Origin of the sequence: Hyphobacterium marinum (genome assembly GCF_036330325.1) — a bacterium.
GTDB classification, from domain to species: domain Bacteria; phylum Pseudomonadota; class Alphaproteobacteria; order Caulobacterales; family Maricaulaceae; genus Hyphobacterium; species Hyphobacterium marinum.
Genome location: NZ_JAZDRO010000001.1, coordinates 959,379 through 971,498 on the forward strand (window position 1 = coordinate 959,379; position 12,120 = coordinate 971,498).

A 12,120-nucleotide genomic window follows, 5' to 3' on the forward strand; every position below is an offset into this window, starting at 1 on the left:
CCGTTCCGGCGCGCGCTAAGCGCGGTGCGGGAACTCATCAAGGCCGCCCCATCATGGACTCATCTCGTGAACAAGCCTTTGACGCTTTGCAACGCCTCGCGGCGGACGAAGGTTCACGCGATGCGCGCGCCTTCTTCAGCGAAGAGACCGATCGCGTAGCCGCCTTCACGGTTCGGGCCGCCGGGCTGACAGCGGATTTCTCCAAACAGGCCGTCTCATCGACCGCCCGTGATCGTCTTGTCGATGCTGCCCGCGCCAGCGGACTGGCTGACGCGATGACGGCACTTGCCGGCGGTCAGCCGATCAATGTCACAGAAAAACGGGCCGCCTCGCACATGGCGCTGCGCGGCACAGGCGGTGACGTTGCAGGGATCCGCGCCGCCGAGGCGGAACTGTCCCGCGTGTTCGATTTTGCGGCCGCGATCCGGTCGGGCGCGCATACAGGCGCGACCGGCAAGCCGATCCGTACCATCCTGCATATCGGTATCGGCGGGTCCGACCTGGGGCCTCGGCTCGTCTACAAGGCGCTTATGACCGGGCGTGATGGCCCGCAAATACGCTTTCTGGCCAGTCCCGACCCTGGCACACTCTCCCGTGTCACGCGCGAGCTCGACCCCGAAGAAACACTGGTCTTCATCGTATCTAAATCCTTCGGGACGGCGGAAACCCGCGCCAATGCGCTCGCGGCAAAGGCCTGGCTTGAAGCGGGCCTTGGCGGACGCGATCCGGCTCCGCATCTGGCGGCCGCATCCGCGTCGCCGGGCGCGGCGGCCGAATTCGGTGTGCCCCGCGAAGCGGTTTTCGACATGTGGGACTGGGTCGGCGGGCGTTATTCGCTGTGGTCCTCGGTCTCGTTTTCGGTGATCTGCGCGCTGGGACCGGACCGGTTTAGAGAGTTGCTGGCCGGGGCGGCAGAACTAGACCGGCATTTTCTGGAGGCGTCCTGGGACCGGAATCTCCCGGTCCTGATGGGGCTGGTGGCCTACTGGAACCGCGCTTGTCTCAATCGCGCCAGTCAGGCCGTGGTGCCCTATGCCGCGCCGTTGGCCCTTTTGCCGGCCTGGCTGCAGCAATTGTCGATGGAATCGCTGGGCAAACGGGTCACGCCGTCAGGAGCCCCCGTTCCCGGCGAAACCGGCGCGGTGATCTGGGGCGCGGAAGGCCCCAATGGTCAGCACGCCTTCTTCCAGTTGCTTCACCAGGGGACGTCGATCATTCCGGCGGACCTGATCGCGGTTATCGGCCGCGATGGTCCGGAAGCCCACAATCGCATGATGCTGGCCAACGCGCTGGCCCAGGCCGAAGCCCTTCTCAAAGGCCGGACCGCCGCCGAGGCCAGGGACGAGTTGCTGGCCAAGGGGACTGGCGAGGACGAGGCGGACCGGCTCGCGCCCCACCTGGAGATGCCGGGCGGGCGGCCGACCAGCTTCATTGCGCTCGACCGGCTCGATGCGCACTGTGTCGGCGCGCTTCTGGCGCTCTACGAACACGCTGTTTTCGTCCAGAGCGTGCTCTATCGCGTGAACGCTTTCGACCAGTATGGCGTCGAACTCGGCAAGACACTGGCGAGCGCGCTGGAAACCGAACTTGAAACCGGGGCCACCGGCGCGCATGACCCCTCCACGCAAGCCTGGCTCGACCGGCTCAGGAAACAATCCCGGTAGGCTCTGGCCGATCCGCAGGAATGGAGTGAGATGATGAGCGGCAAGAAGGCTTTCCGCCCCAAGGCGAGACGCCCGCGCGGCTTTGAAGACAAGCCGGCGTCTGTCCTGCGCGCTGAACGCCGCCTGATCGAGGCGGCGGTGAAGGTCTATGAGGCTTGGGGGTTTGATCCGCTCCAGACCCCGGCCTTCGAATATGCCGACGCGTTGGGAAAATTCCTGCCTGACGAGGAACGCCCCAATGAAGGCGTCTTCGCGCTGGAGGACGACGACAACCAGTGGATGGCGCTGCGCTATGACCTGACCGCCCCGCTGGCGCGCTATGCGGCGGAAAATTTCCAGGACCTCGTCAAGCCCTTCCGCCGCTACCAGTTCGGCGATGTCTGGCGTAACGAAAAGCCCGGGCCGGGCCGGTTCCGGCAATTCATCCAGTGCGATGCCGACACGGTCGGTGCCGCCAGCCCTGCCGCCGATGCGGAAATGATCGCGCTGGCCGCTGAAGTGATGCGGGGCGTCGGCCTTGCCGATGGCGAGTACGTGATCCGGGTCAATGACCGGCGCTTGCTGGACGGCGTGCTCGACCGGATCGGGGCGGACAGTCCCGAAACGCGAGGCCGGATACTTCGCGCTGCCGATAAGCTCGACCGGTTGGGACGCGACGGTGTGGCCGATCTTCTCGGCAAGGGCCGCAAGGACGAGTCCGGCGACTTCACCGAAGGGGCAGGGCTCGATACCGCCGGAACGGATGCGGTGCTCGCCTTTCTTGATGCCACCGGCGGATCGCGCGCCGAGGTCATTAACCGCCTGGACGGGATTGTCGGCGGCACGCAATCCGGTGCCGCCGGACTGGCTGCGCTGAGCGATATTCACGATGCGCTGGCAGCGCTCGGCGTCGGCGAGGACCGGGCGGTTTTCGATCCTTCCATCGTGCGCGGCCTGGGTTATTACACCGGACCGGTGTTCGAAGCCGAGCTTCTGGCCACGGCGACTTATGACGACGGTCAACCGATTCAGTTCGGGTCGGTCGGTGGCGGCGGGCGCTATGATGACCTCGTCTCGCGCTTTACCGGTCAGGCAGTGCCAGCAACCGGGTATTCCTTTGGCGTGACCCGGTTTGCCACGGCGCTGGCAGCGCTCGGGCGGATCGATGGCGATGATGCCCGTCCGTTTGTGATCGTCCTGAATGTCGAGAAGGACCAGATCGCCACCTATCTCGGCATGGCCGCCGAATTGCGCGCTGCAGGTCTGCGCGCCGAAGCCTTCCTCGGTGGTGGAAACATGGGCAAGCAGCTGAAATACGCTGACCGCCGTGAGGCCGACTTTGCCGTCATCGTGGGCGGGGACGAGCGCGAGGCCGGTACAGTCACCATCAAGGATCTCAAGCGCGGCGCGGATGTCGCTGCCGGGATCGCGGATCATGGGCGTTATCTCGAGGCCCAGAAACAGGAAGCCCAGTTCACCGTGCCGCGCGCAGGCCTGGCCGACGCGATCCTGAAGCGGGTTAACAATAACGTGTAAGGCGGGATTGTGGCACTTGACGTCCCCCTGCCGAGTCGCCAAGGTGAAGTTCTGGACAGGACCTGACCGGCATGTCCCTGGTGCTTCGGGGAGGAGCACCTCAATCGACCAACCAAATTTAACGGGCCGGCTTTCGCCGGCCCGCTTTTTTTTCACCGAACCGGCAAGCCGGTCCTAGTAGTAACCGCCCCGGACCGGCTGGTCGTTCGACCGTTCGGCACGCGGCGTGTTGTCGCCGTCACCGGATGTGGTCGCACAGGCCGTTGCGGCGGCTCCCATGACCAGGATGGCAAGGGCGGTGAAAAGAGCTTTGATGCGCATGGAGAGCTCCCCTTCTGGTACGCGTTGAAGCCCCCCAACGAATATATGCAGTCTTGCCTGCCGGGTGCCGCGCCCCTGCGGCTCCCGGCTGACCCTTCCACAGCTCAGTCGTCTTCGTCGTCAGAGCTGAATTCCCAGACCTGGACGTCGCCGTCGCCGTCATCGACTTCGATGACGACATTGCGGCGCGAGCGGACTTCCATTTCCGTTTCGCCGCCATCGACATCGCGGAAGACCATGACGCGGCGCTCATCGTCTCCGTCATCGTCGCGGAAGAAGTAGGCGTGGCCATCGTCTTCGCCGCCTTCCAGCTCTTCAAGCTGCATGCGGTTCAGCCATTCGGTCCGCTCGTCGCCTTCCAGTTCCCGGTCGTCGAGCCAGACACGGCTTTCACCATTCTCGCGCTCGATCCGGATATTGTTCGCACCGGCTTCCCGCAGGCGTTCTTCCAGCATGCGCGCGCGTTCTGCATGGCGGCCCGCACGCGCGGCCTCACGCTCGGCGCGCGCCATATCACGGGCCGCGTCGCGTTCCACGCGCCGCATCTCGATCCGGCGATTGCGCATTTCGTCACGGGCTTCGCGCATTTCCCAGCGCACTTCGCGCATGGCTTCGCGAACTTCCTCGCGGGCTTCACGCATGGCCTCACGCACTTCCTCGCGTTCGGCCTCGGTCAACTCGCGGCGCTCACCGTTCTCGATGATCCAGTGACCGCCGTCGGCATGTTCGATTTCCAGTTCGGCCAGGGCTTCTTCCATGGCCCGGCGCGCTGTCTCATGCGCTTCGCGGACCGTTTCGTGATTGGCCATTTCCATGGCCCGCTCAATGTCCGCCTCAGCGCGGGCCAAGTCATCTGCGCCCATGCGCCAGATGAAATGACGTTCCCCGCCGGAGCGGATCTGCACATCGTCGCCATCAATCGTGATGGTGTGATTGCCATCGAGTTCATGCCGGTCACCGTCGATGAAGACGGCCCCGTCGCGGATCTCGATCCGCTGGCCATTGACGATGATGACGCTTTCTCCGTCATCAGATTCGACGTGGATGGAGGCGTGCCCTTCGTCGCCCATGACATGGACGGTTGAATCGGCCGCGGTGCTGACCGCACAGGCGGTGCTGGCAAAGGCCATGCCGGTGACGGAGGCCAGAAGCAGTGCTTTCATTGGAAGTCCCTCTTTTCCATTCTCGACGCTGATCCTTGCAGCAGGCGGCTTACCGTCTTCGTTCGGCGTCCTGAATCTTTTGTCATGCGTTCGCCTGTCCGGGGAAAGGGGCGGCGCGCGGCCCTTTGTTGGGGTTAGGGCATGATCGGATAGACGATGCCGGCCGCGCGCCGCGGGGGAAGGGGCCTGATCGTGAGCCAGACACCACGATCAGCTAAGGCCCTTGAGGATTACCGTGACGTCGAGAGCAGATGACGGTTTGGCAAGCCCGTGGCCACTTGCCATGATGGGCGCGAGGGATGTGCAAGGCGGGACCGGACCATGAACAGACGTGATCTCCTGGGCGGCGTGACCGCGAGCGGACTGCTGGCTGCGCTGCCGGCGACCGCATGCGGGGCTTTTCAGTCGCCTCCGCTGGCCGAGCGGGCGGGGCGGATGCTGCTTCTTGGCTTCATCGGCGATAATCCCGATACCGAAGGCGCGGACATCGTTGCCGGCCATCTCGCGGCCGGGCGGATCGGCGGGGTTCTGTTCCTCAGGCACAATGTGCGTTCGCGTGAGGGTGTGGAAGCGCTGGCCGCGCGTTTTCGCGCGATCCGTCCCGATGCCTGGCTGGCGCTCGACCAGGAGGGCGGCGCGGTCCAGCGGCTCTCGGGTGATCTGGGGTACACGCCGATCCCGCGCGCGCAGAACATTGCGCAAAGCCACAGTGTCGAGGAGGCCCGCGCGCTCTATGCCGCGGCTGCGGCTGAGTTCCGCGCGGCGGGCTTCACGATGAACCTCGCCCCCATTGCCGACGTGCAGTACGACGCCAACAGCGTCATCGGGCGCTGGGGACGCGGCTATGGCACGGACGGGGACACGATCGCGGCCTATGCGGGGGCCTTCATCGACGCATTCGAGAACGCTGGCGTGGCCTGCTCGATCAAGCATTTCCCCGGACATGGCCGCTCGAACGGCGACAGCCATGAAGGCTTTGTCGACATGACCCATACCTGGCAGGAGAGCGAGCTCGACCCGTTCCGCCAGCTGATCGATAACGGACGCGCGCATCTGATCATGGGCGGGCATTTGATCCATCGCGGGCTTGATCCGTCCGGCGACCCGGTGACGGTCTCCCGGCCGATCCTGCACGATCTCCTGCGCCGCGACATGGGCTATGAGGGCGCGCTCATCACCGATGATCTCGACATGGGCGCGATCCGCGAGAATTTCGATCAGCGCGAGGCGGTGATCCGCTCGGTCATCGCTGGCAATGACATGGTGATGATGTCCAACTCCGCCGCGCCGGACCCGGAACTGCCGCAGAAATTTGCGCGGTGGATCGGGGAAGCCGTCGACGAGGGCCGTCTCAGCGAGGGCCGGATCGACCGGTCTATAGCCCGTCTCGACTGCCTGCGGGCGGTGGTGGAGTGAGCCCACAACAGGCGCTGTTGGCCGCCCTGCAGTTGTGAGTCAGCGTGTCCCGACACGATTTTGCTTTTGCCCGACACGAATTCTGTCACTCTTGGCGGCAAGAGACCCCATGTGTTCTGAGCCATGCGAAACCAACGCCCCACCCGACGTGATCCGAAGAAGACCGTTTCGATAGAAGCCCGGGTCAGTGAGGAAGAAAAGCGCGCCTTTACCCAGGCTTGCCGTGCCGCCAACAGACCGGTCAGTCAGGTGCTGCGCGGTCTGATGGGTGTGTTCGTTTCGCTCCACTCCATCAGACAATGGATCTCAACGACCATGACATTCCTGCTATTTCGACCCCTGCGCACGGCGTTCGCCTCGATCAGCGCCGCCGCCATGCTTGCCACCGGCGTCTTCCTCGTCCCGAGTGCCTCGGCGGATATCCGCATGGCCTACCAGGTCAATCTCGACGACGGTATCGGACGCATCGTTTCGGAAGGCGTTACCAGCGTCAGCAGCGGCAACGGCGTGTCCGAACCTGTCGCTGACACGCTGGGCGAAACCGTTCGCTACAGCATCACGGCACAGCCCTGTGGTTCTGACGCCGGGCCGTCCTGCCCTGCGGGCGCGGCCCATGTCGTGATCAGTCTCTGGGATAATCTCGCCGGGGCTGGCTGGACAGAGACCGACCGCGGGATCGTCACCGCGACCTCCGGTGAAACGCGGTTTGAAGAACAACTGGGTGAGGGCCGGTCGATTACGGTGATCTTCTCCGTTCTGCCGCAGTCCTGAGCCGGACCACATGACATGAAAAAGGGCGGCCCGTGTGGGCCGCCCTTCCTCATTCGTGTAAGCGGGTTGGGTGTGGACCTAGAAGTCCATGCCGCCCATGCCGCCCATTCCACCCATGTCCGGGGCGCCGCCACCGGCGCTTTCCTTCTTGGGCTTCTCGGCGACGGCCGCTTCGGTCGTGATCAGGAGGCCGGCGATGGAGGCCGCATCCTGAAGCGCGTGACGGACGACCTTGGCCGGGTCGATGACGCCAAACTCGAGCATGTCGCCATACTCTTCGGTCTGGGCGTTGTAGCCGAAGGTCGCGCTGTCGTTCTCGAGGATCTTGCCGACCACGATCGAGCCTTCCACGCCGGCATTCTCGGCGATCTGGCGGATCGGGGCTTGCAGGGCGCGCATGATGATGCCGATGCCCTGGGTCTGGTCCTCGTTTTCACCTTTCAGGCCGTCGAGGCCCTTGATGGCTTTCAGGAGCGCGACACCGCCGCCCGCGACAATGCCTTCTTCCACCGCGGCGCGGGTGGCGTTGAGGGCGTCGTCGACGCGGTCCTTCTTCTCTTTCACTTCGGTCTCGGTGGCACCGCCGACCTTGATGACCGCAACACCGCCGGCCAGCTTGGCCAGACGTTCCTGCAGCTTCTCGCGGTCGTAGTCCGAGGTCGTGTCCTCGATCTGCTTGCGAATCTGGGAGACGCGGCCCTCGATGGCGTCCTTCTCACCGGCACCGTCGACGATCGTGGTGTCGTCCTTGGTGATGGTGACCTTCTTGGCCGTGCCGAGCATGTCGAGCGTGACATTTTCCAGCTTGATGCCGAGGTCTTCGGAGATGACCTGACCGCCGGTCAGCGTGGCGATGTCTTCCAGCATGGCCTTGCGGCGGTCGCCGAAGCCCGGAGCCTTCACCGCAGCGATCTTCAGGCCACCGCGCAGCTTGTTTACCACGAGGGTGGCCAGCGCTTCGCCTTCGACGTCTTCGGCGATGATCAGCAGCGGACGCGAGGACTGAACCACCGATTCCAGGATCGGCAGCATCGCTTGCAGCGAGGAGAGCTTCTTCTCGAACAGCAGGATGTAGGGGTCTTCCAGCGACGCCATCATCTTGTCGGCATCGGTGATGAAGTAAGGCGACAGGTAGCCGCGGTCGAACTGCATGCCCTCGACGACGTCGAGCTCGGTTTCGAGGGATTTGGCTTCCTCGACCGTGATCACGCCTTCATTGCCGACCTTTTCCATCGCTTTCGCGATCATGTCGCCGATTTCCTTTTCGCCATTGGCGGAAATCGTGCCGACCTGGGCAATCTCGCCCGAGCCCTTGATCGGGGTCGAGGAGGCCTTGATCGATTCAACGACGTTGGAGACGGCCTTGTCGATGCCGCGCTTCAGGTCCATCGGGTTCATGCCGGCGGCAACCGACTTCATGCCTTCGCGCACGATGGCCTGGGCCAGGACCGTGGCCGTGGTGGTGCCGTCACCGGCTTCGTCATTGGTGCGCGAGGCGACTTCACGGATGAGCTGGGCACCCATGTTCTCGAACTTGTCGGTGAGTTCGATTTCCTTGGCGACGGAGACACCGTCCTTGGTGGTGCGCGGCGCGCCGAAGGATTTCTCGATCACGACATTGCGGCCTTTCGGGCCGAGCGTGACCTTCACCGCGTTGGCGAGGGTGTCGACACCCTTGAGCATGCGCTCACGGGCGTCAGAGCCGAATTTTACGTCTTTGGCAGCCATAGTGTTTCGTTCCGTTCCGGATGTGTTGTTCTAGGGAAGTGAAGGGAGCGGTGTGACCGCGATCAGCCTTCGAGAATGCCGAGGATGTCGGATTCCTTCATGATCAGCAGCTCGTCGCCATCGACCGTGACTTCGGTTCCCGACCATTTGCCGAACAGGATGCGGTCGCCGGTCTTCACGTCGAGCGCGCGAACCGAACCGTCGTCCTTGATGGCTCCGCCGCCCACGGCGACGACTTCGCCTTCCTGAGGCTTTTCCTTGGCGGTATCGGGAATGATGATTCCGCCCTTGGTCTTGGCTTCTTCCTCGACGCGCTTCACGAGCACGCGGTCATGGAGAGGACGAAATTTCATGGTGTTTCACCCATTTGATGGTTGTGATTGATCCCGTGCAGAGCGGTCCGGATCGCGTTGGCACTCACCAGGCCCGACTGCTAACAGCCGCGCAGATAGGGCCGGGGGAGAGGGCCGTCAAGGGTGCGCTGCCAAAGAATTCGGGCTTTGGGAGAAACTAATTGTTGCACTTGCGCGTTAGGCCCTACAATCCCTCGCGCGGGGGAAGAGACCCGAAGGAGATTTCTGGCCATGAAACGCCAAATGCTGATTATCGCCGCCGGTGCCATGCTGGCGACCGCTTGCACCACGACTGACCCGGTGACGGGCGAGACCTATGCCAACAATACCGGGCGCGGTGTCATTGCCGGCGCTCTGGCCGGTGCGGCGCTGGGCTATCTGACCAATACCAGTGATTCCGAGGAAGGCCGTACCAACGCGCTGATCGGCGCAGGTGTCGGCGCGCTCGCCGGGGGTGCCATCGGCAACTACATGGACCGCCAGGAACGCGAAATGCGCGAAGCGCTGCGTGATTCAGGCGTCGGCGTGCGCCGCGAAGGCAATGATCTGAAGCTGATCATGCCGGGCGACGTGACCTTCGACACCAATTCGTCGGAAATCCAGCCGCGCTTCTATGAGGTCCTGAATGACGTCAGCGACGTGCTGAACCAGTATCCGGCGACCTATGTCGACGTCATCGGTCACGCCGACTCGACCGGCGCGGCGGACTATAACCAGCGCCTGTCAGAACAGCGTGCCCAGTCCGTGGCCGGCTATCTGATTGCCCAACGCGTGATGCGTGACCGATTCTATGTCGGCGGGATGGGTGAAACCTCTCCCATCGCCTCGAACGACACGCCGGCCGGGCGGGCCCAGAACCGCCGGGTCGAAATCGTGATCCGGCCGCACACCACGTCCTAGGACGACCCACACGACTGCCAATCGCTGGCGGCGCATCCCGATCGCGGGGTGCGCCGTCTTCGTATCCGGACCGGAATCGTTAACGATCTGAAAACACCCCCTCCGCGAGTCTGCTATCAGGCGGGTCAGGACTGATTCGCGACAGACGGGGGCGGGATGCCGCGCGCAACAGACATTCTGATCGTGCTGACCTACGCCATGATCGCGGTCGTGGCCGCGCTGGCCTTTGACCGGTTCGGCCTGATGTCGACCAGCTTTGCCTGGCTGATGGGGGCGTTCGTCTTCCTCATCGCCGGGCAGGCCCATAGTGCCGCGGCACGGTCGATCGAGCGCAAGACGTTCGAGCAGGAAATTCACGAATTGCAGGCCGCCAATCTTTCGATCATCGAAGAGATGGAAGCGGCCCAGGCGCGCATCGAGACCATCGCCGGAGCGATCCGCGCCGAAGCGGTGGAACGCGAAGCCGCCCTGACCAACGAGGTCAAGGTGCTCGAAGACCTCGTGCGGCGCATGGGGGCGGTGCCGCCCTCACAGCGTGGTGCCACGATTGCGCCCGACGCCACCGGTGACATCGACATCGAGGTCGTACGCGACGCGCTCGAGCAGAACCGGGTCGATCTCTATCTCCAGCCGGTGGTATCGCTGCCCCAGCGCAAGACTTACTTTTACGAGAGCTATACGCGCCTGCGCGACGCCAAGGGCGCGATTATCGCGCCGGCGGTGTTCATCCGCGCTGCGGAGGAGGCGGGCCTCGTCGGCGAGGTGGATAATCTTCTGCTCTTCCGTTGCATCCAGATCGTACGCCGCCTGACCAAGTCGGACCGGCGGATCGGCATTTTCTGCAATCTCTCGCTTCGCTCGCTGACCGACGAGACGTTCTTCCCGGCCTTCCTCGACTTCATGCGGCGCAATTCCGATCTCGCCGGATCGCTGATCTTCGAGATTTCGCAGAACGCCTTTGACGAGCGCTCGCCGGCGGCAGCGCGCAACATGGCGCGCCTGGCCGATTACGGCTTCCGCTTCTCCATCGACCAGGTCCGCAATCTCGATATTGACCTCGCCGAGATGCAACGCGCCGGTATCCGCTTCGCCAAGGTGGAAGGCCAGCGCCTGATCGAGGCGGTTCGCACTGGCGAGCAGATCGCCCAGATCGAGGCCGGGGCCATCCGGCCCGAAGACATTGCCGGCCTGTTCGCGCGTTATGGCGTCGACCTGATCGCCGAGAAGATCGAGAGCGAATCCACCGTGGTGGAAATCCTCGATATCGATGTGGCCTATGCGCAGGGTCACCTCTTCGGCGAGCCGCGCCCGGTGAAAGAGGAAATCCTCGAAACCACTGCCGACTCGGTCCGCCTCGCCAGCTGACTCGCGTCACGGCTTGCATCGTCCGCGCCGCCGCCGCACAAGGCGGCCCATGCAAATCATCGACGGCTTCTCCGAAATCTCTGACCGCTACGATGCCATCCTGTGCGATGTGTGGGGCGTCATCCGCGACGGTCACCGCCTGTTGCCCGAGGCGATGGACGCGCTGGCCCGCTTTCGCGCAGACGGCGGCACGGTCGTACTGGTCTCCAATGCGCCGCGCCCGGCGGACGATCTCGCCCGCCAGCTCGCCGCGATGGGAGCCGGCACGGATAGCTGGGACGGGATTGTCACGTCCGGCGACACGACACGGGCGGCGCTGAAGGAGCGCGCGCCCGGCCCGGTTTTCCGGCTGGGACCGGACGAGCGCGACGAAGCCCTGTTTGAAGGGCTGGAGCTCGATTTCGTAGCGCTCGAGGCGGCGAGTTTCGTGGCCTGCACCGGGCTGGTGGATGATCTCAACGAGGATCCGGGTGACTATATCGGTCTGCTTGAAACCATGAAGGCGCGTGACCTGGAATTGGTCTGCGCCAATCCGGATATTGTCGTGCAGTGGGGTGATCGCCTGGTCTGGTGTGCCGGGGCGTTGGCCCGGATGTACGAGAAAATGGGCGGCCGGACGATTGTCTCGGGCAAGCCGCATGCGCCGATTTATGACCTCGCCGAAGCGGCGCTTGCCGAAATGGGGTTTGATGGCGGGCGGGATCGCATCCTCGCTATTGGCGACGGGCCGGAGACCGATCTTGCCGGTGCCGCGGGGCGGGGCATCGATGCCCTGTTCATCGCGGGCGGTATTCTCGGTGAATCGCTGGACGACGCGGGCCTGTCCGAGGCCGGACTAGAGGCCGCGCTGGACGAATACGGCGTGCTGTCCCGATGGGCGGCGCAGTCGCTGCGCTGGTCGTGACTGGACAATACGGGGCCAAC

At 64.1% G+C, this 12,120-nt stretch carries 11 protein-coding genes; 7 read left to right on the forward strand and 4 right to left on the reverse strand.

Going from position 1 to position 12,120, the window contains the following annotated elements:
* Positions 1–53: 53 nt before the first annotated feature.
* Both pgi and hisS read left to right on the forward strand, forming a co-directional pair.
* Complete coding sequence (gene pgi, locus V0U35_RS04525; protein ID WP_330195465.1) at positions 54–1,664, forward strand: glucose-6-phosphate isomerase; 1,611 nt, start codon at positions 54–56, stop codon at positions 1,662–1,664.
* 33 nt (positions 1,665–1,697) lie between these two features.
* Positions 1,698–3,179, forward strand: coding sequence for a histidine--tRNA ligase (hisS, locus tag V0U35_RS04530; protein ID WP_330195466.1), 1,482 nt, complete (start codon positions 1,698–1,700; stop codon positions 3,177–3,179).
* Between the two features lie 174 nt (positions 3,180–3,353).
* On the opposite strand, the gene V0U35_RS04535 is transcribed toward hisS, so the two are convergent.
* Both V0U35_RS04535 and V0U35_RS04540 read right to left on the reverse strand, forming a co-directional pair.
* Positions 3,354–3,500, reverse strand: a complete 147-nt coding sequence (locus V0U35_RS04535; RefSeq protein ID WP_330195467.1) for a hypothetical protein — start codon at positions 3,498–3,500, stop codon at positions 3,354–3,356.
* 104 nt (positions 3,501–3,604) lie between these two features.
* Positions 3,605–4,663, reverse strand: a complete 1,059-nt coding sequence (locus V0U35_RS04540; RefSeq protein WP_330195468.1) for a hypothetical protein — start codon at positions 4,661–4,663, stop codon at positions 3,605–3,607.
* A 321-nt stretch (positions 4,664–4,984) separates the two neighbouring features.
* On the opposite strand from V0U35_RS04540, the gene V0U35_RS04545 reads away from it, so the two are divergent.
* Together V0U35_RS04545 and V0U35_RS04550 are read left to right on the forward strand one after the other, a co-directional pair.
* Complete coding sequence (locus V0U35_RS04545; RefSeq protein ID WP_330195469.1) at positions 4,985–6,079, forward strand: glycoside hydrolase family 3 N-terminal domain-containing protein; 1,095 nt, start codon at positions 4,985–4,987, stop codon at positions 6,077–6,079.
* A 123-nt stretch (positions 6,080–6,202) separates the two neighbouring features.
* Positions 6,203–6,850 (forward strand): hypothetical protein, encoded by a 648-nt coding sequence (locus tag V0U35_RS04550; RefSeq protein ID WP_330195470.1) that lies wholly within the window; start codon positions 6,203–6,205, stop codon positions 6,848–6,850.
* 78 nt (positions 6,851–6,928) lie between these two features.
* On the opposite strand, the gene groL is transcribed toward V0U35_RS04550, so the two are convergent.
* The gene (gene groL, locus V0U35_RS04555) at positions 6,929–8,578 is read right to left on the reverse strand and encodes a chaperonin GroEL (protein ID WP_330195471.1); all 1,650 of its coding nucleotides are present in this window, start codon (positions 8,576–8,578) and stop codon (positions 6,929–6,931) included.
* A 62-nt stretch (positions 8,579–8,640) separates the two neighbouring features.
* Complete coding sequence (gene groES / locus V0U35_RS04560; RefSeq protein ID WP_330195472.1) at positions 8,641–8,931, reverse strand: co-chaperone GroES; 291 nt, start codon at positions 8,929–8,931, stop codon at positions 8,641–8,643.
* A gap of 231 nt (positions 8,932–9,162) precedes the next feature.
* Here groES and V0U35_RS04565 point away from each other — a divergent pair, with 231 nt between their 5' ends.
* The 3 genes from V0U35_RS04565 (at position 9,163) to V0U35_RS04575 (ending at position 12,100) form a co-directional block, all read left to right on the forward strand.
* Positions 9,163–9,831, forward strand: coding sequence for a YiaD family glycine zipper/OmpA-like lipoprotein (locus V0U35_RS04565; RefSeq protein ID WP_330195473.1), 669 nt, complete (start codon positions 9,163–9,165; stop codon positions 9,829–9,831).
* A gap of 156 nt (positions 9,832–9,987) precedes the next feature.
* Positions 9,988–11,196 carry an EAL domain-containing protein gene (locus tag V0U35_RS04570; RefSeq protein ID WP_330195474.1) on the forward strand — a complete coding sequence of 403 codons (1,209 nt, stop codon included), beginning with the start codon at positions 9,988–9,990 and terminating at the stop codon, positions 11,194–11,196.
* 49 nt (positions 11,197–11,245) lie between these two features.
* Entirely contained in the window at positions 11,246–12,100 is an 855-nt protein-coding gene (locus V0U35_RS04575) for a TIGR01459 family HAD-type hydrolase (protein ID WP_330195475.1), read from the forward strand.
* Positions 12,101–12,120: the final 20 nt, after the last annotated feature.

Excerpts from the sequence above, each read along its gene's own strand:
- groL (WP_330195471.1), bottom strand. The coding sequence starts at position 8,578 with ATGGCTGCCAAAGACGTAAAATTCGGCTCTGACGCCCGTGAGCGCATG.
- groES (WP_330195472.1), bottom strand. The coding sequence starts at position 8,931 with ATGAAATTTCGTCCTCTCCATGACCGCGTGCTCGTGAAGCGCGTCGAG.
- pgi (WP_330195465.1), top strand. The coding sequence starts at position 54 with ATGGACTCATCTCGTGAACAAGCCTTTGACGCTTTGCAACGCCTCGCG.
- V0U35_RS04565 (WP_330195473.1), top strand. The coding sequence starts at position 9,163 with ATGAAACGCCAAATGCTGATTATCGCCGCCGGTGCCATGCTGGCGACC.
- V0U35_RS04550 (WP_330195470.1), top strand. The coding sequence starts at position 6,203 with ATGCGAAACCAACGCCCCACCCGACGTGATCCGAAGAAGACCGTTTCG.
- V0U35_RS04575 (WP_330195475.1), top strand. The coding sequence starts at position 11,246 with ATGCAAATCATCGACGGCTTCTCCGAAATCTCTGACCGCTACGATGCC.
- V0U35_RS04545 (WP_330195469.1), top strand. The coding sequence starts at position 4,985 with ATGAACAGACGTGATCTCCTGGGCGGCGTGACCGCGAGCGGACTGCTG.
- hisS (WP_330195466.1), top strand. The coding sequence starts at position 1,698 with ATGAGCGGCAAGAAGGCTTTCCGCCCCAAGGCGAGACGCCCGCGCGGC.
- V0U35_RS04570 (WP_330195474.1), top strand. The coding sequence starts at position 9,988 with ATGCCGCGCGCAACAGACATTCTGATCGTGCTGACCTACGCCATGATC.
- V0U35_RS04535 (WP_330195467.1), bottom strand. The coding sequence starts at position 3,500 with ATGCGCATCAAAGCTCTTTTCACCGCCCTTGCCATCCTGGTCATGGGA.
- V0U35_RS04540 (WP_330195468.1), bottom strand. The coding sequence starts at position 4,663 with ATGAAAGCACTGCTTCTGGCCTCCGTCACCGGCATGGCCTTTGCCAGC.